At 35.7% G+C, this 18466-nt stretch carries 16 protein-coding genes; 2 read left to right on the top strand and 14 right to left on the bottom strand.

Annotation, left to right across the window (positions count from 1 at the left end):
- The first annotated feature begins 68 nt into the window (after positions 1-68).
- Positions 69-830 (top strand): DUF6759 domain-containing protein, encoded by a 762-nt coding sequence (locus J4Q03_RS02280; RefSeq protein ID WP_426046599.1) that lies wholly within the window; start codon positions 69-71, stop codon positions 828-830.
- A 63-nt stretch (positions 831-893) separates the two neighbouring features.
- Here the strand turns inward: J4Q03_RS02280 and J4Q03_RS02275 are convergent, their stop codons facing one another.
- The 9 genes from J4Q03_RS02275 to J4Q03_RS02235 form a co-directional block, all read right to left on the bottom strand.
- Complete coding sequence (locus tag J4Q03_RS02275; RefSeq protein ID WP_426046598.1) at positions 894-1850, bottom strand: acetyl-CoA carboxylase carboxyltransferase subunit alpha; 957 nt, start codon at positions 1848-1850, stop codon at positions 894-896.
- A gap of 48 nt (positions 1851-1898) precedes the next feature.
- Positions 1899-3626 carry a glutamate--tRNA ligase gene (gene gltX / locus J4Q03_RS02270; protein WP_426046597.1) on the bottom strand — a complete coding sequence of 576 codons (1728 nt, stop codon included), beginning with the start codon at positions 3624-3626 and terminating at the stop codon, positions 1899-1901.
- 127 nt (positions 3627-3753) lie between these two features.
- Positions 3754-4665 (bottom strand): glycosyltransferase family 2 protein, encoded by a 912-nt coding sequence (locus J4Q03_RS02265; protein ID WP_426046596.1) that lies wholly within the window; start codon positions 4663-4665, stop codon positions 3754-3756.
- 39 nt (positions 4666-4704) lie between these two features.
- Positions 4705-5415, bottom strand: a complete 711-nt coding sequence (locus J4Q03_RS02260; protein WP_426046595.1) for a hypothetical protein — start codon at positions 5413-5415, stop codon at positions 4705-4707.
- Positions 5416-6347: 932 nt separating this feature from the next.
- Positions 6348-7325, bottom strand: a complete 978-nt coding sequence (locus J4Q03_RS02255) for a glycosyltransferase family protein (RefSeq protein WP_426046594.1) — start codon at positions 7323-7325, stop codon at positions 6348-6350.
- 163 nt (positions 7326-7488) lie between these two features.
- Complete coding sequence (locus J4Q03_RS02250) at positions 7489-7944, bottom strand: DapH/DapD/GlmU-related protein (protein WP_426046593.1); 456 nt, start codon at positions 7942-7944, stop codon at positions 7489-7491.
- Positions 7941-9161 carry a glycosyltransferase family 61 protein gene (locus tag J4Q03_RS02245; protein WP_426046592.1) on the bottom strand — a complete coding sequence of 407 codons (1221 nt, stop codon included), beginning with the start codon at positions 9159-9161 and terminating at the stop codon, positions 7941-7943. Before J4Q03_RS02245 ends, J4Q03_RS02250 begins: the two co-directional genes overlap by 4 nt.
- A gap of 51 nt (positions 9162-9212) precedes the next feature.
- Entirely contained in the window at positions 9213-10412 is a 1200-nt protein-coding gene (locus tag J4Q03_RS02240; protein WP_426046591.1) for a glycosyltransferase family 4 protein, read from the bottom strand.
- Positions 10409-11386, bottom strand: coding sequence for a hypothetical protein (locus J4Q03_RS02235; protein ID WP_426046590.1), 978 nt, complete (start codon positions 11384-11386; stop codon positions 10409-10411). Before J4Q03_RS02235 ends, J4Q03_RS02240 begins: the two co-directional genes overlap by 4 nt.
- A 41-nt stretch (positions 11387-11427) precedes the next feature.
- On the opposite strand from J4Q03_RS02235, the gene J4Q03_RS02230 reads away from it, so the two are divergent.
- The gene (locus tag J4Q03_RS02230) at positions 11428-12525 is read left to right on the top strand and encodes a glycosyltransferase family 4 protein (RefSeq protein WP_426046589.1); all 1098 of its coding nucleotides are present in this window, start codon (positions 11428-11430) and stop codon (positions 12523-12525) included.
- Here the strand turns inward: J4Q03_RS02230 and J4Q03_RS02225 are convergent.
- The 5 genes from J4Q03_RS02225 to accC form a co-directional block, all read right to left on the bottom strand.
- Positions 12522-13265, bottom strand: a complete 744-nt coding sequence (locus J4Q03_RS02225) for a polysaccharide deacetylase family protein (protein WP_426046588.1) — start codon at positions 13263-13265, stop codon at positions 12522-12524. The genes J4Q03_RS02230 and J4Q03_RS02225 overlap by 4 nt on opposite strands.
- 535 nt (positions 13266-13800) lie before the next feature.
- Positions 13801-14556, bottom strand: coding sequence for a glycosyltransferase family 2 protein (locus J4Q03_RS02220; protein ID WP_426046587.1), 756 nt, complete (start codon positions 14554-14556; stop codon positions 13801-13803).
- Entirely contained in the window at positions 14556-15803 is a 1248-nt protein-coding gene (gene rocD, locus J4Q03_RS02215; RefSeq protein ID WP_426046586.1) for an ornithine--oxo-acid transaminase, read from the bottom strand. The genes J4Q03_RS02220 and rocD overlap by 1 nt, the downstream gene beginning before the upstream one ends.
- 520 nt (positions 15804-16323) lie before the next feature.
- The gene (gene tssD / locus J4Q03_RS02210) at positions 16324-16731 is read right to left on the bottom strand and encodes a type VI secretion system tube protein TssD (protein ID WP_116014198.1); all 408 of its coding nucleotides are present in this window, start codon (positions 16729-16731) and stop codon (positions 16324-16326) included.
- Positions 16732-17048: 317 nt separating this feature from the next.
- Positions 17049-18404, bottom strand: a complete 1356-nt coding sequence (accC, locus tag J4Q03_RS02205; protein ID WP_426046585.1) for an acetyl-CoA carboxylase biotin carboxylase subunit — start codon at positions 18402-18404, stop codon at positions 17049-17051.
- Positions 18405-18466 lie beyond the last annotated feature (62 nt).

The raw sequence follows: 18466 nt of genomic DNA, 5'->3' as shown, positions 1-18466 counted from the left end.
TAATGATAAACTAAAAAATGACTTTTCACGTTATTGATATATTTAATATTATTTTTAAGACTTAATTAATGAAAAAAATCTTTCTACTTATATTTCTATGCATTTTTACCTTAGGTTTCTCCCAAAAAAAGAAGAAATCGAAATCCAAAGCTGTTGTAGAAAAAGAAACGGTAATCATCTATACAGAGCAGGATGCTGAAGCTTCAAAAGAGGCCAGAGTGATCGCCGGTTTTCTGAAACAGAATCCAGGACATGCCAAAACAGATTATTTTAAAAGAAAACTTATTGATATGATTATGGCTGATAATTCCCCTGAAGCCAAACCTACCATTAAACCGATCAGTAAGGAAAAAATTGAGAAAATTGTTCAAAACAATGAACTGAACAGTGGTAAAGTGATCTCCACCAATAAAGCATCTGTTGAAAATAATACCAAAAAAACAGATAAAGTGAATGATGCTATCAATGCTTTGAAGGAAGAAAGACTGGCAAGTTATGCTTCCGCAAGTTCAGCCAAAACAGCGGGTGTTGCCAAATCAGGACCCAGTGAATCCAATAAAAAAACGGCAGCAATGCTTACTCATCTTTTCAATAATGATATGAATAAAAATGAAGCTTATATTAACATCAAGAACAGGTCAACCTGCAACTTGATCGTAAAAATAAGCGGAAAAAAATATTATAACTTGACTGTTCCGGCAAAAGGTCAGAACTTTATTCTGATAGATAAAGGCGAATATGTACTGACTACCATGGTGTGCGATGCCAAATATTCTTCGATCAAGAAGGTTACTCAGGATATTGAAATTGCCCTTAATGTAGCAGATTAGATAAGTAAGAAAAAACTAAACTATAAAAAAACGGTTAAGAAATTTCTTAACCGTTTTTTATTTTTATCCTTTAAACTGTCCCATTGCAATGAATTTCTCCTGCCTTTGGGTTTCAAGTTCCTGTCCTGAGAATTTCGAAAAAGCTTTGATATTCTGTAAAATCGAATGTTTCAGATTCAGATAAGCTGTTTCCGGATCATATTGAGCTCCACCAAGCGGTTCTTCAATAATACCGTCAATGAATTTTTCTCTTAAAGCATCTTTTGGGGTAAGATTTAATGCGTTGGCCGCATCTTCTTTGTGATCCCAGTTTCTCCATAAAATAGAAGAACAGCTTTCCGGTGCAATTACAGTGTACCATGTATTTTCAAGCATGTATACCTTGCTTCCCACACCTATTCCTAAAGCTCCGCCACTAGCTCCTTCACCGATAATATAGGTGAAAATTGGAGTTTTAAGCTGAACCATCTCAAAAATATTTCTGGCAATGGCTTCACCCTGTCCTCTTTCTTCAGCTTCCAACCCAGGATAAGCTCCCGGTGTATCTACTAAAGTGACTACAGGGATTTTGAACTTTTCCGCAAGCTTCATCAGTCGTAAAGCTTTTCTGTATCCTTCAGGATTAGGCATTCCGAATCTTCTGTACTGTCTTTCTTTGGTCGTTCTCCCTTTCTGGGTTCCTATAATCATTATTTTCTGGCCGTCCAATGTGGCCAGACCGCCGATCATTGCAGGGTCGTCTGCAAAATTTCTGTCTCCGTGAAGTTCCAGAAAACTTCCTTTATCAACCATTCCGTTGATATAGTCAATTGTATAAGGACGATCAGGATGACGGGATAGTTGTACTCTCTGCCAAGGGGTAAGATTTTCGTAGATTTCTTTTTTCTTTTCTAAAATCTTATCCTCAATCTGGCTGCATGCTAATTTTACATCAACACCACTTTCTTCTCCTACTAAAGAACAAGTCTGAAGTTGATCCATCAGATCTTTTATAGGAAGTTCGAAACTTAAATATTCCATTTCTTGAAGTAAATTAAATCTTTCAAATTTATGAAAAATTATGAAAAACTATTTAAAATTATTGATAGCATTGTTTATTCGGGAGATACTTTCCTCTTTTCCAATCAGTTCCATGATATCCGGAACATCCGGGCCTTTCAGTTCTCCTACTAAAGATAAACGCAGCGGCATCATCACTTTTCCCATTCCCAGGCCTTTGTTTTCCGCGAAATCGTGGACTGCCTGCTTCAGGATTTCTGAGGTAAATTCAGTAGCTGCAAGATTTTCGGCCAATTCCCCTAAAATAGCTGATGTTTCTTCGTTCCAGGCTTTTTTAGACGCTTTTTCATCATAAGAAACCGGAGCTTCGAAGAAAAACTTCCCGTTTTCGTAAATATCTTTAGGAAAGGTAGCTCTTTCTTTCATCAAACCGATGATCTTTATTAATTTTTCATCAGAAACACTGGAAAGATTAAGATCTGTATCTTTTAACATCTGAAGAAGCTCATCATCAGACTCCATCTGAATGTACTGATGATTAAACCATTCGGATTTCTCTTTGCTGAATCTGGCACCTGCCTTATGTACTTTATGAAGATCGAATTCTTTGCCCATTTCTTCCAGTGACAGAATTTCTTTATCATCTGAGGGAGTCCAGCCTAACAGAGCGACCATATTGATGAATGCGCCAGGAAGATATCCGTTTTCTCTGTATCCTTTGGAAACAGCTCCCGTGGAAGGATCCTTGAAATCCAGTGGGAATACAGGGAATCCAAACTTGTCACCATCTCTTTTGCTCAGTTTTCCGGAAAGCCCTTTCTTTAAATACTGCTTTACAGAAGCTGTTAATGAATTATCTTTATCGTTTTCGCCCAGCATTGATTTAAATCTCGGGCTTTTTACTTCTGCAAAGAATGATTTGATAAGTGCCGCTGATTCCTCAAAAGAAAACTGGCTGTTTTTCAAGACGAATTCTTCTGCAAAAGATTTTGTGATGCTGTCAATATTATCTTTATTAATTAAAGTTGATACATCAGGCTTCAGAATTAAAGACAGGTGGGCAAACTGAGGAGCTTCCCAGCCCATCGCTTCGTATAATAAAGTGTGAAGTCCTAAAGACGGCAGCCATTCTTCGCCACGGATTACGTGGGAAATTTCCATTTCATGGTCATCAATGATATTGGCAAAATGGTAGGTCGGCATTCCGTCGTTTTTTACCAAAACTTTATCGTCCAGTGTATTCGTATTTACAGAAGAATTTCCGCGAATGATATCCTGAAGATTTAATGTTCTGTCAACCGGCATTTTGAATCTTACCACATACGGCGTTTTTTCATCCAGTAATTTCTGAACTTCCTCTTCAGAAAGGGCAATACTGTTTCTCAGTCGGTTTCTGGTTTTGTTGTCATAAGAGAAAACATTTCCTTCCGCTTCAAATTCAGCACGGATGGCATCCAGCTCTTCAGGCGTGTCAAAAGCGATGTAGGCATAGTCTGTTTTCAGGATCAGCTCCGTATATCTGTCGTAGATCTCCCTTCTTTCAGACTGTCTGTAAGGTGCAAATTTCCCTCCTTTCTTAGGACTTTCATCAGGAATGATTCCGCACCATTCTAAAGCTTCTTCGATATAGTCTTCAGCTCCTTCTACATATCTTGCCGTATCCGTATCTTCAATTCGAAGTACAAATTCACCTCCCTGGTTTTTGGCAAAAAGATAATCATATAATGCGGTTCTTACGCCTCCCAAATGCAAAGGTCCGGTAGGACTTGGAGCAAAACGAACTCTTACTTTCTCCATTTCAATAAAAATTTTGGTGCAAATTTACTTAAAATTATACGTTTTAAGGATTATTTAGACTCCCGTTGTTGGTTTTTTTGATTCTTGACAGTAAAAAGGATGGAGCGAAAATTCACTCCATCCTTTTTTATTTATTTTTAAGCATCAGCAGTTTGAAGAATAAAACAGGATTTTTATACTTAATTCTGTACTTTTCTTTTTTCCATTCCGTTTGCAGTCTGTTTTTCTCAGATTCGGAATCTGTTTCTGATAAAAGGATTTCGTACTTGAAATGAATAAGTTTAAGCCTGTATCTTTTATAAAGCTCCTGATCTGCTTTTATATAGTCAATGTATTTATGGGTCACTTTTTCATAGGAATCTTTCATTAGCTTCCAGTTTCTGGAAAGGCTGGTGGAAAGTATCCTGTAATAGAATAGTTTCTTATCGATGAATCCAATTTTATAGCCTTTGGAAGTCAGTCTCAGATTCATATCCCAGTCTTCAGTATTGATGTTTTCATCAAACGGATAATCCACAAGAAGTTCTCTTTTTACAAATGTTCCTACATTGGCGGTTTTGTTTTCAGAAACGTTTTCATGGAAAAAGTTATTAAGGCTATCCATGATCTGCTTTTTCTCTTTCGGAGTATAGGCATCTGTCATTTTCTCTTCAGACTGATAATATTTGTAACCGTCTGAAAGAATGAAGTCTACAGGGTTTTCTTTAATATATGATACTTTTTCTGAAAGGTGATCTTCCGTAAACCAGTCATCTCCTGAAAGTATGGAGATGTATTCTCCTGAAGTATTGGAAACTGCAATGTTAATATTTTTTGCTACGCCGAAGCTTTCAGTATTCCTGATCATCTTATAATGCTGACCAAATTGGGAAAGCACGCGCTCTGCATTTTCAAAAGTCTTATCCTTTGAAGCATTATCCAGCAGAATGATTTCATAATTAGGGTAGGTCTGCGAAATAGCGGACAAGCATGCCTGTTCAATGAACTTTTCATGATTCATGGTGATGATGATGAGGCTTACAAGTGGCGGATTGTTCATTTTTTTAACTTTAGGTAGGAAAGTATGTTGCTGTAAATATTAATGATGTAATTTATATAAAAAATAATAATATCCAGGAGTAAATTCTTTTACCAAAACAGGCTGTTTTGTATGAAGCGAAAATTGTTTAAATATCTTTTCTTCAAAATCAAGTTTTGGGTTAAAAGAATGATCATCTTTCGAAATAAGAATGATATAATCAGGATCTGTTTTTTTTAGATAAGTAAGATAGGCATTCCAGTCTTTTTTCTTTTTAGTGAGTAATAAAGTAGCATTATTCAAACCCCATGTATCATATAAATAACAGTCCGAGAAAAAAGCTATTGCTCCTGCATCAGAGTTTACTACTTTAAACTTCCTATGCTCATTTGAAGATATTTTCTTCAGGTATTTTCCTATATATAACGGCCCATTCTTCATCGCATTCGAATAGGAGTCTACGTAAAAAGATCTGTGAGAATCCAGATACTTGCAGTAATTAAAAATTCCGGCAATACTTAAAACCAGTAAGGCAATATTTAGTTTTTTATTTCTAAAAACTTCTAAGGTTTCATACCTTAAGAAATAAATATAATAGACAAACAATGGAAATCTATAACGATCAAAAAAGTTCATAACCTCATCTATGAAGAAGGAATAATAGATGATAAAGAAAAATAATGGAGCATAAAAAACCAATTTGGTTTTATAATTTTTTAAAGCAAAGATGATGATGGGAGAAAATATGGCTACAATAGTGATGAAATTCATAAGCTTGACATATGAAAATTCTCTAATGTTTTTTAGTAAGAAAGGGAGAGGAATTAATATATCGTAATAATAAACAGTATATAAAAGATAGAATAACAAGGAAGCCAGAACACATACGGCTCTTTGATAAAAAATCTTACTAAAAAGTTTAGTGTCAATTACAAAAAATAGTGTGAATACAATAGATTCGGGCCTGATAAATGGGAGCATAAATGCTAAAATGAAAGCAATATTCTGATTCCTGTATTTCAGAAAAAGAAATAAAATGACAGCAAAAAGAATTGTTTCTAAGCCGTGAGAAATGTTGAAAGCCATCCAAATACTAAAAAAAATAGAAAACGCCCATATACATATCTTAATTAAAAGAGAATTCTGATTCTTAAAACTGCGGAACAGCGGCCAGAGCAATACCAAAGAAAAGATTAATCCAATGCTTTTATTTATGTAAACAGGGTTGAGGTGTTCAAAATTGAAAAACAGACTTTGAATAAGCATCCATAATATACTGGTCTGGCCATTTCCCTGAACCGTGTCTATTATATTGTACCACGGTTTCCCTACTTGAAAAAAATGTTTCGAATAGGTAAGTGTAATATATGAATCATCCAGAAAAGTATCTCTTAAAGTGTATGAGAGATAAATTAAGGGGAAGATAATTGAAATTAAGAATAACGAGTTGAAAAGAATATTCTTTCTATTTTTTTTTATCATAATGACGTTTCATTTTCCAGCAATCATACCGTTTTACTGGTTCTTCTATGATATCTATATCAAACATAAAACGGGCTTTCTGCAAGGCATTACCAGAGCAAAGATAAGTTAAAATCCCTTCCTTGAAAAGAGGACAGATTACTTCTGATCTGTACAATTTCGACCGGCCTTTTTCCATAGAAGTGACTTGCTTTCCGGTTGTAGAATCACAAATGTTTCTTTCATGAATTCAGCTTAAATACAGTGTTCACCCAATAGTCGAGAGTATACTTATCATAAACTTCTTTCGGCAGCTTTTCGTATGGTGTAGTGAAAAAATCTTTTTTCAGATTACGGAAACTCTTATCCAGTACCAGAATATTATGAGGATTGTAAAAATCATACGTTTTGATGGTTGGGTTATCCGTAATGATTTTCTTTTCCAGCGCCATAGCTTCAAATATCCTGAAGCTGAGTCCGGTCTGGTCAGCACGCATCAGGTCAAGAATGACTTTGGTGTTCTTATAATAGGCAGGCAGTATGTGATGAGGTATTTTTTTTCTTCCGAACTTTAAAATATCAATATTCTTCTTATCAATAATTTGGTTCAGTTTATTTTTCCAGCCTTTTTTACCGACCATATAAACCTCGAATTTTATTTTCATAGGATGTATACGGTTGATTAGCAGATTCAGCGCAGAGAGTCTTTTTTGATCATAAGAGGTGATGTAGAACAGGTCCAGCTTCGGACGCTGCTTTTCCGCAGGAATATAGTCGAGGTAATTGTAATTGGTGATCTTTTCGAATCCGAAGTTCTTCACATCTTCATCATCAAAAGAAAATACCGTGTCAAAATAATGAAGAAGATGGGTGGCCGGGTTCCGGGCCATGCTGTCATACAGGTAGGCAATGTTCCGGTCTGTGTATTCTCTGATCTTCTTATGGATACTTTCGTCGATAGCCTCAGGATTGATGACCAGAATCTGGTCCTGTCGTCCTATCTTTTCCAGAGATTCCAGTATGAAACTTTGTCTTTTGTGATATTTCGGGTTTTTGCCCAGAAAAATCTTACTGAACGTGTTTTTTATACGTTCTCCAGTGTTTTTGTGGGTAAAGGCTCCGATGTTGATATGGCATGCTTCAATGCCTTTATCACTCAGTTTCTCCACTATGTGTTCATCATAATGCCAGAAATCGAAGCTGATTAAACAAATTTTCATACTGCAAAAATAAAAAATTCAGTATCAAACTAATTATAAAACGACATGATTGATACTATGAACAATCTAGATACAAGTATGTTTTAGAGTTATCTTGATAATAAAGCTAAGCCAAATAATCAATGAAGCGATTTAATAAAATATCATTAGATTTTTCAGGCAGTTATATAATTTGCTTTTTTGCCGGATTGCCCAACCATGTTTCTCCGGCAGGGACATCTTTTGTCACAACACTTCCTGCTCCTACCACTGCATTCTCATGAATGGTAATTCCTGGCAGTATCGTTGCATTGGCTCCAATAGAGGCTCCTTTTTTGACAATGGTTTTTAATAAGGTAAAATTTTTATTTTTTGATACAGGGTGTTTGTCATTGGTGAAAGTAGCATTGGGCCCTATAAAAACATCATCCTCAATAGAAATTCCATCCCATATCTGTACTCCCGGTTTTATAGTGACATTATTCCCAATATAAACATCATTTTCTATGAAAACATTATAGTTGATATTACAATTTTCCCCTATTACGGCATCGGCAAGCACAACGCAGTATTGCCATATCATTGTATTTTCACCAATAGATTTGCTCAGGACTTCTGCAGTAGGGTGTATTTTTATCATAAGTTTAGCATTTGTTTTAATTCATTTGAGAAAATTTCAGGATCCAATTTATAATCTTCATGAAAATCCTTACTGGTCTGAGGGTAAATATAAAAGTATAAATCGAGCCCTATTTCTTTTGCTAATGTAGAGAAAATAGCAAAATCCCCCCAAACGGAACTAAGCCAAATTAATCCTTTGGCTCCCGGATTGGTAAAAAGAATATTCGTCCATGCTGCTCCTGTTGGTCCTATGATATAATCAGCCTTGTTAACCAGGTAGATCTGCTCGTGGATATTAAGGTCTTCAAAGAAAACTTCTTCAAACCCATATTTTTTTGCTGTGTCAAAAATTTCCTGATCATTATATTTCCTGTACTGGGACCTTCTTGAAATAAATACTTTTTTAATAGGCTCGATGCGGACCTTGCTCATGTCTAGATTATCAAAGGCTGTTTTTCTAAGATACTGCAGAGAAGATTCCGATAATTTTGCAAATCCAGCTTCATATTTTTCACCAGGCATAATATTCGGGATGGCATAATTAACACTGCTGATATGCCACAATTTTTTGAACTGATAATAGTTTTTATTGTTGCTGAGAAATACAATTTTATAATCCTTCAGAAAAAACATCAGAAGGTCTTTCAGATTGTCAACTTTCTGTACTTCTTCATCTATGATAATCAGTTTATTCTTAGCGTCGGGGATATACTTAAAAAACTCAACTTTAGAAAGAATATCAACCAGAAAATGATAATAATTGAAAGTAAAAGTTCCCCCCAGAAAAATAGCTTCATCATCATAATACACATTCTTATAATTCTTTACTTTTGCAAGAGTCATGGAATGTTGGATTAAATTGGTGGTATTGTATACATAAGTAATCCTGTCATCATCATGCCATTTTTCGTAAAAGATTTTATCCTTTTTCAGATTTAAAAAATACGTGGAATTAGGAATACAGAGTACATTTTGAAGTGCAAAAATCTCTACAGCATTTTTAGGTGTTTTTACAGAAATTTGAGGCGCATAAAAAGTTTTGGGAAGAAAAATTTCTGCCTCTTGTTTTTCACTGATCTTAATTCTTTCCGTACAGTATTCAGACGGAATAGAATCCAGCGGCAAAAAATCTGTTACGAGCCTTTTTGCTTTTCTGAAAAAAGACTTGATATAATATTTTTTTCTAAGTGCTTTAAGCTGTTCTTCTAAATTTTCAATTTGTTCTTGCGCATTCATATTCTAAAACTTAAGATGAACTAAGAATTTCGGTCGTTATTTCTCTTGAAATTATAGATGTCTTTCTGTAATTTCAGTATAATAACTTATGGTTTCATCCACCATCATATCAATGCCGAATTTAGATTCTATTAATTTTCGTGCATTGACTGATATCCTGTTTCTTAGATCATTGTCTTTAAAAATAAGACTTATCTTTTCGTGGAAGTTTTCTTCCTCAGCAATCAGGCCGTTCACGGGTTCCTCTATAATTTCTTTAAAGGAATCTATGGCAGAACATACAACAGGCTTCCGCATGGCCATTACCTCAAGCAAAGATAAGCTAAAATTTTCACCCCTGGAGGGGAAGCAGACCACCTCCGCTTTCCCGATGAGCTCTACAATTTCTGTACCCGGTTTATTGCCATAAAAATGAACCGAATTCCGGATCTCTATATCGTGAATGTTCTCAGTGATATAGTCCGGATAATGATTAGGTTTTCCTATAAAATGGAGTGATGCCTGCGGATGATTTTTCTTAAGTTTGATAAAAGCACTGATCAAGGTTTCTGCGCCTTTTTCAAAAGAAACATTTCCTAAAAAAAATACAGATTCAGGAATAATTTCTGCATTTTCTGCAGGTTTATAGAATGTTTCATCAATGCCGTTATAAATGAGTTTCGGATCTTTGATGCCGAACAGACTTTTATTAATCGTCTCATTGTACCGGGATATCGTAATGAAGTTTTCTGAGTTTTTAAAAGCTTCCTTTTCACAGAAAACTCTTCCCTTATGAACTTTTTTGTAGCCGAAATATTTTTCCAGAACAGACCAGGAACCGTGGCATCTGATCACATAGGGGATTTCTTTAGGGATAGAAAGTGCCAGCCCGTCGAAATCGTGGGTTTCTGCAATATCAAAATGTAGGCTGTTCTTCCTGATCCAGGCAGTGATCTGATCAGAGATGTTTTTTTTCTCGGATAAATAGGTTTTAAAATGAATCTGCTCAAGGATTTTCAGTTTTCCTGTAAAAGATCTTACCAGTTCAAGAAGAGGATTAGCCTTGAAAATATCTTTAATTGAATGAATTTTTACACCGTCTTCATCTATATCAAATACATATTTTGAGATCAGGAAAACATGTACTGAGATCCCTCTCTTTACAAGCTCTGTACATAGATTTTTATAAAAAACTCCTGTACCGCCTACTTTAGGAGTGCGGGAAGATTGATATTCCCTGGTTACAATAAGTACATTTTTTATTTCTTTCATGAATTCAGTTTAAATACAGTGTTCACCCAATAGTCGAGAGTATACTTATCATAAACTTCTTTCGGCAGCTTTTCGTATGGTGTAGTGAAAAAATCTTTTTTCAGATTACGGAAATTCTTATCCAGTACCAGAATATTATGAGGATTGTAAAAATCATAGTTTTTGATCGTAGGATTATCCGTGATAATTTTCTTTTCCAGCGCCATGGCTTCAAATATCCTGAAGCTGAGTCCGGTCTGGTCAGCACGCATCAGATCAAGAATGACTTTGGTGTTCTTATAATAGGCAGGCAGTATGTGATGAGGTATTTTTTTTCTTCCGAACTTTAAAATATTAATATTCTTCTTATCAATAATTTGGTTCAGTTTATTTTTCCAGCCTTTTTTACCGACCATATAAACCTCGAATTTTATTTTCATAGGATGTATACGGTTGATTAGCAGATTCAGCGCAGAGAGTCTTTTTTGATCATAAGATGTGATGTAGAACAGGTCCAGCTTCGGACGCTGCTTTTCCGCAGGAATATAGTCGAGGTAATTATAATTGGTGATCTTTTCGAATCCGAAGTTCTTCACATCTTCATCATCAAAAGAAAATACCGTGTCAAAATAATGAAGAAGATGGGTGGCCGGGTTCCTGGCCATGCTGTCATACAGGTAGGCAATGTTCCGGTCTGTATATTCTCTGATCTTCTGGTGGATACTTTCGTCAATAGCCTCAGGATTGATGACCAGAATCTGATCCTGTCGTCCTATTTTTTCCAGAGACTCCAGTATGAAACTTTGTCTTTTGTGATATTTCGGGTTTTTGCCCAGAAAAATCTTACTGAACGTGTTTTTTATACGCTCTCCAGTGTTTTTGTGGGTAAAGGCTCCGATGTTGATATGGCATGCTTCAATGCCTTTATCACTCAGTTTCTCCACTATGTGTTCATCATAATGCCAGAAATCGAAGCTGATTAAACAAATTTTCATACTGCAAAAATAAAAAATTCATATTTAAATTTATATTTTTGATGAAAAGCCTGAGCGGAATGCAGAAAAAAATCCTTATTGATGCCGAAAGATTAAAGTACCCGAAGTCGGGAATTGCCAACGTATGTATTTCATTGATAAGGGGTCTGGACGAAAGAACCTCTGATTTTGAGTATACTTTTTACGGGCCTAAAAAAAATATTCCGCAGACGAAAAAAAACTTTAATATTATTGACTGGAAGTTCTGGCAGAAGAAATTTCCAATAAATACTCAATCTTTTTCCCTGATCCATACAGCTCATCAGCTTTCAAAATATTTTCATACCGTAAAAGAGGAACAGAAAAAAGTAGTAACACTTCATGATCTTAATTTTCTTCACGATGGAAGCACAGAACAAAAAGTGAAAAAATATACAAAACTGGTTCAGAAAAATCTAGGTAATGCAGATGCCATCGTTTGTATCTCAGAATTCGTAAAAGAAGATTTTCTTAAGAACAGGAAACTTTTCACTTTAAAAAACGATGTTAAAGTAAAAGTGATCTACAACGGACTTATTTTTCCTGAAACTACAGAATTCGCTTCTGAGCACAGTTACGGTTTTATCGGGAAGAAATATATTTTAAATATTGGGGTGCTTTTCCCCAAAAAAAATCAGGAAGTACTGCTGGATCTTATATCAAAAAATGACAGAGACCTTGTTCTGGTAACTTCATCTGCAAAATCTGCCTATAAAGAGAAGTTTTTAGAGAAAATAAAAAAACTGGGATTGGAAAGCAGGGTACACATTCTGGAAAATATAGATAATAGCGAAAAATATTTTCTTCTTCAGCATTGCGAATCGTATTGTCATCCTTCATTGGCAGAAGGTTTTGGAATTCCTCCCGTGGAAGCTATGTATTTTGGGAAACCTGTTTTTTTAAGTAAATTAACAAGTCTCCCTGAAATTGGAGGAGATCTGGCTTTTTATTTTGATAACTTTTCAGCGGAGCATATGCAGCAGGTTTATGCATCCGGAATGCAGATTTACGGTTCCAGAGCCGATGAATATGCTTCACAATTAAAGCAGAAAGCCATGAAGTTCGGGTATCTTGAAATGGCCGGAGCTTACGAAAAACTTTACAGTGAGCTGCTGAATTAAAGTTTAATCTTTCCGAGCCTTAATTTCCACTTAAATACATCGAAACTGTCGCCACCCCTGATGTCAATCCTTTTGATCTCAAATTTATTTCTCCAGGGATAATAGGCGATATTGTTGCCGATGCGTACTGCAGAAATAATTCCTGCCTTTTCGAGTATAGAAAAAAACTCTTTTTTTTGTTCTCCTTTTTTAGGAAATTTACCGTAGGGGTAGGCGAGTACCTTGGTAAAAGGAATTGCTTTTTCCTCCAGGGTACGGATATTTTTATGAATATCGTCTGCTATTTCCTGTAGTGAAATCTGTGAATAGTTCTTATGGGAGTGGCTGTGAAGTGCAATTTCAACGACTTCAGGATTAAGTGACCTGATCTCATCAAATGTCATCAGCTGGCGGTTTTCATCCGTTTCACTTTTCTGGATAAGTTCGGTTGGAATGAAGATGGTGGCTTTCAAACAATATTTTTCCAATAATGGAACCAGGTACTGAAGATTGTTGAGGTAGCCATCATCAAAGGTAAGAATGAGTTTCTGTTTCAGCTGGCTGTTGGTCTTCAGATCATTAAAAAATAAAGTGTTATAATTATTTTTAATGTATTTAAACTGCTGTTCCAGATCTTCTGCTGAAACCGTCAGAAAATCTTTGCAGGGGATTTTTTTCTCCGGCAGAACTTTATGATACATGAGAATACGGACACTTTTTGTTCCTGAAAATCCGAGTGTTCTTTTAACAAATCTGAGCATGGCTATCTGAATATAAACCGTATTTTATGGAATAATGTCTATAAAATTATTTTACGGGCTATAATTCTATTGTTTATTACTGACTAAATGATTCCTGAATAATGTATGAGTCTATAAAAAAAGACATCTGTTACAAGATTCAAAATTAATTAAATACTGAATGCATTAGCTTAAAAATACATTAAAATAATCTGAGGTCAAAATACAGATTAAAGCTAAGTACAATGATAAATAAAGGCTTTGTAAGCATTCAGTTGATTTTTTAAATTAAACAAGGCCATTTTATTTATAAATAAGCAATACACGGTAAATATTTTGGATTTCTTACTGAATGGAATCCCATGGTTTTCTTTCGATAAAATTGGTTTTAAGCATTTTTTCTGATTCCGGAATCAGGTCAAAATAAGATAAAATGCGAAGAGAATTGTTTGTAAATTAAATAAATGTATATAATAATTACTCGTATAGAGAATGATAAGAAACAGAACAGCCGGCTTCAATACATTGAGCCGGCTGTTTATTTTAATCCGAAATATTATTTAAATTTATGGATCTCGTTAATTTTTATATACTTCAGAAAGGTGTAAAATGCTCCGGTAATCGAGATATAAAAACCGGCAACACCATCCAGAAAGCCCAGCTTAAAGAAATAGGTTCTCATAAAATCATAGAACGGGGAAAAAATGATCTTAAAAAGAGATACTGATTTTCCGTTCAGGACTTTTTTTTCTGCCATCAGCTGTGTATAAGTATTGATTTTTTCAATATGATGGGCAATACTTTTATATGTGTAGTGATCGATGTTTCCGGGAAGCTTTCCTTTTTTATCCTGTGTAATGAAGCATTCATGCACCAGATCATCAGAGTATTTTCCGTGGCCTTTTCTGAAGAATCTTTCTCTCCACACATTACCCCAGCCACCATATTTGATGGTTGTCTTCAGCAGGATATTGTTGAAGTGAATTTCGTATACATTATAGGCAGGACTGGAACTCGTTAAAATTTCTTTAATAGCTTTTACAGCTCTTTTATCAGGAACTTCATCGGAATCCAAAAAAAGGATCCACTCTCCGGAAGCTTCAGACAGGGTATAGTTTTTCTGACAGCCGAAGCCGTGAAATTTTTTTCTGAAAAATTTTACCTTTGGAAACCCTGTACAGATTTCCTCAGTTTTGTCTGTGGAAAAAGAATCAACGACTATAATCTCATCAGCGATCTCGTAGACGCTGCTGATACTTTTTTCAATGACTCTTTCTCCATTTAAAACAATATAACAGACTGATAACTTCATTAACGAAATTCTGTAATAGTTTTTTCAATGATTCTGACGCAGTCTAAAAGCTGCTCTTCTGTAATAACCAAAGGTGGTGCCAATCTGATGATATTTCCGTGGGTAGGTTTTGCAAGAAGACCATTTTCCTTTAACTGCAGACAAAGGTTCCATGCTGTAGAGCTGTCTGGAGTATCATTAATTAAAATAGCATTCAAAAGACCTTTTCCTCTTACTTTGGTAATAAGACTGTTTCTTTCAATGATTTTTTCTATTTCGGCTCTGAAAAGCTGGCCCAGCTGTTCTGCTCTTTCGGACAGTTTTTCATCGGCCACCACATCCAATGCTGCTACAGCTACGGCACATGCGATAGGATTTCCTCCGAATGTAGAACCGTGCTGTCCCGGTTTAATCACGTTCATAATGCTGTCATTGGCCAACACTGCAGAAACAGGATACATTCCTCCGGAAAGGGCTTTTCCTAAAATAAGAATATCAGGCTGTACATTTTCATGATGGCAGGCAATCAGCTGTCCAGTTCTTGCGATACCGGTCTGCACTTCATCAGCGATGAATAGTACATTATGTTCTTTACATAATTCAGAAGCGTTTTTCAGGAAACCTTCGTCCGGAACATACACACCGGCTTCACCCTGGATAGGCTCTACTAAAAATGCAGCGATATTTCCTGCTTCTTTGTTCAGTATATCTTCTAATGCTGCAATATCATTGTAAGGAATCTTGATGAATCCTGGAGTGAAAGGTCCATAGTTCTGGTTAGCATCGGGATCATTGGAGAAAGAAACAATGGTAGTTGTTCTTCCGTGGAAATTATTTTCGCATACGATGATCTTAGCTGCATTTTCTGAAATTCCCTTTACTTCATAGCTCCATTTTCTGGCTAATTTTACGGCTGTTTCTACCGCTTCAGCCCCGGAATTCATAGGAAGTACCTTATCAAATCCAAAAAGGGAAGTGATTTTTTGCTCGTACTCACCTAATTTTGAATTGTAAAATGCTCTTGAGGTCAGGGCCAGCTTTTGAGCCTGATCTACTAAAGCTGCTACAATTTTCGGGTGGGAATGCCCTTGGTTCACAGCAGAATATGCTGAAAGAAAATCATAATATTTCTTGCCTTCCACGTCCCATACAAAAACGCCTTCACCTCGGTCGAGAACCACTGGAAGAGGGTGATAGTTATGGGCTCCATGTTTGTCTTCAAGGTCAATAAAATACTGTGAGTTTTTTGCTGTTGCTGCTGTTGACATATGTTTCGGTTTTCGACAAATTTAAGCATTATTAATGAGATGCATGAACAAAAACATAATACAGTACACCTTGGGATTTGAAGTATATTTTAAGGCTATGGGATGCTGTTTTAGAAAATATTTCTTTTCCTGATCCGGCAATGTAGGTTTTCTATCTTTCCGGATGGTTTGTATTATTTTTAGAATGGTGCTTTTATCATATGGGTCCATATACACCGCGATCTTTTTTACTAAGGATATTTATGAATAACAAATCTGTTTTTAAGTCACCTGATCCACTCTTGTACAAAAAATAGAAACGGTGAAGAGTAAGCATGGAATTTTTTGAATAATATCTGTAGGAACTCGTTAAAAGAAATATTTGTGATCATTATTCATATTTATAATAAAAGTATAATCATTTTGGTTATACTTTTGGGGTAGAATAAAGATATTCAGTTTATCCAAAAAAGACAGAATAGCCTCCCTCACTTCGGGTTTACCATTCTGTCTGCTGTTTTTTGATGTTGAAATTACATTCTTAAGATGTAGGCCATTCCGCTCTGTAAGAAGAGTTACCCAAATCAATAAGTTCTGCACTTACTACGAAGCTGATGTACATACTGTTTTCATCAACTGCGTCAAAATCTACTTCGTGCTGGATTACATATCCGTTTTCCCATTTCAAAGTAGTCAGTGTTCCTTCTTCGTGAGACTTGTTGAATGTAACCTCTCCGGTTGTAGGCTTGTATTTTCCGTTAAGAAGACTTTCCAGGATATCTGATTTTTCCGTAGCTTCTACTGTAATTTTAATAAGTGCATTAGAAGGATCTGATGCTACTCTTCCTGATACGTCTGTAGAACGGGATACACTGTAGTTAAGTTTTAATAACTTCTGTCCTTCACCGCCGTTGAATTTTAGAATTCCTCTTGAATTTCTTTCTGCCATGATTAGTAAATTTTAAATGTTAATATTGTGTGATTTGATATCTTATGTCACCAAATTTAGAAGTAATTATATTATCATGAAAAAGTTTTTGAGAAAAAATTAAAAAGTGTCGTAATTCTTCGACTAACAAGTGTTAGGTAAATTGATTGTTGGTAATCAGTTATTTATATGTTTTTATTGTAAGGTTTGATGGACTCCCGATAGACAGGATGATTGAAGAGATTTTTTAAAATGCGGATCAATATTTTTCAATTCAGAATCAGGCATAAAAAAACTGCCTCGTTTCTGAGGCAGTTTAAATTTATCTATCAATAATCTTAGTGATTATCATATTTTCTGTCCATTACAAAATCTTCCATGAATTTTGTCGTATAATTTCCGGCCAGATAATCTTCATTATCCATCAGCTGTCTGTGGAAAGGAATAGTTGTTTTTACCCCTTCAATATAGAATTCTTCCAGTGCACGCTTCATTTTAGCGATAGCCTCTTCACGGGTTTGAGCCGTAGTAATAAGCTTAGCGATCATTGAATCATAGTTGGAAGGAATACTATATCCTGAATATACATGGGTATCTACTCTGATTCCATGTCCGCCAGGGATATTTAAACCTGTAATTTTCCCCGGAGACGGTCTGAAGTCTGCATAAGGGTCTTCAGCATTGATTCTGCACTCAATTGAGTGTAGTTTAGGGTAGTAGTTGATTCCTGAAATAGGAGTTCCTGCAGCAAGAAGAATCTGTTCTCTGATCAGGTCATAATCAATTACCTGCTCAGTAATAGGATGCTCCACCTGAATTCTCGTATTCATCTCCATGAAATAGAAATTTCTGTGCTTGTCTACAAGGAATTCAATAGTTCCCACGCCTTCATATCCAATAAATTCAGCAGCTTTTACAGCAGCCTGACCCATTTTCTCACGAAGTTCATCGGTCATGAACGGAGAAGGAGTTTCTTCAGTCAGCTTCTGGTTTCTTCTCTGTACAGAGCAGTCTCTTTCAGAAAGGTGACACGCTTTACCAAATTGGTCACCTGCAACCTGGATCTCGATATGTCTAGGTTCTTCAATCAGTTTCTCCATGTACATTCCTCCGTTTCCGAAGGCTGCCACAGCTTCCTGAATTGCAGATTCCCAGTGATCTTTAAGGTCTTCAGCTTTCCATACGGCTCTCATTCCTTTTCCACCACCACCAGCAGTAGCCTTAATCATTACAGGATATCCTGTTTCTTCAGCTACTTTTACAGCATGCTCGTAAGATTCAATTAATCCGTCAGAACCGGGTACACATGGTACTCCTGCCGCTTTCATCGTTGCTTTGGCGTTTGCTTTATCACCCATTTTTTCAATCTGTTCAGGAGAAGCACCAATAAACTTGATGTTGTTTTTCTGACAGATTCTGGAGAAATTGGCATTTTCAGACAGGAATCCGTAACCTGGATGAATAGCGTCAGCATTCGTAATTTCTGCTGCCGCAATAATATTAGGAATTTTAAGGTAAGAATCCTTACTCATAGCAGGACCTATACAAACTGCTTCATCAGCAAATCTTACGTGAAGACTGTCTTTGTCTGCAGTAGAGTATACCGCAACGGTTTTTATCCCCATTTCTTTGCAGGTACGTAAAATACGCATTGCAATTTCGCCACGATTGGCTATTAATATTTTTTTGAACATCTTCTTCAATTTGAAAATTAGATAATTTGAAAATTAGATAATGTTATTTTGAATGCAGAATT

Origin of the sequence: Chryseobacterium sp. NFX27 (assembly GCF_049887855.1) — a bacterium.
In the GTDB taxonomy this organism is placed as follows: domain Bacteria; phylum Bacteroidota; class Bacteroidia; order Flavobacteriales; family Weeksellaceae; genus Chryseobacterium.
The sequence above is the reverse complement of the archived record's forward strand: the minus strand, read 5'-3'. Positions and strand labels throughout refer to the sequence as shown.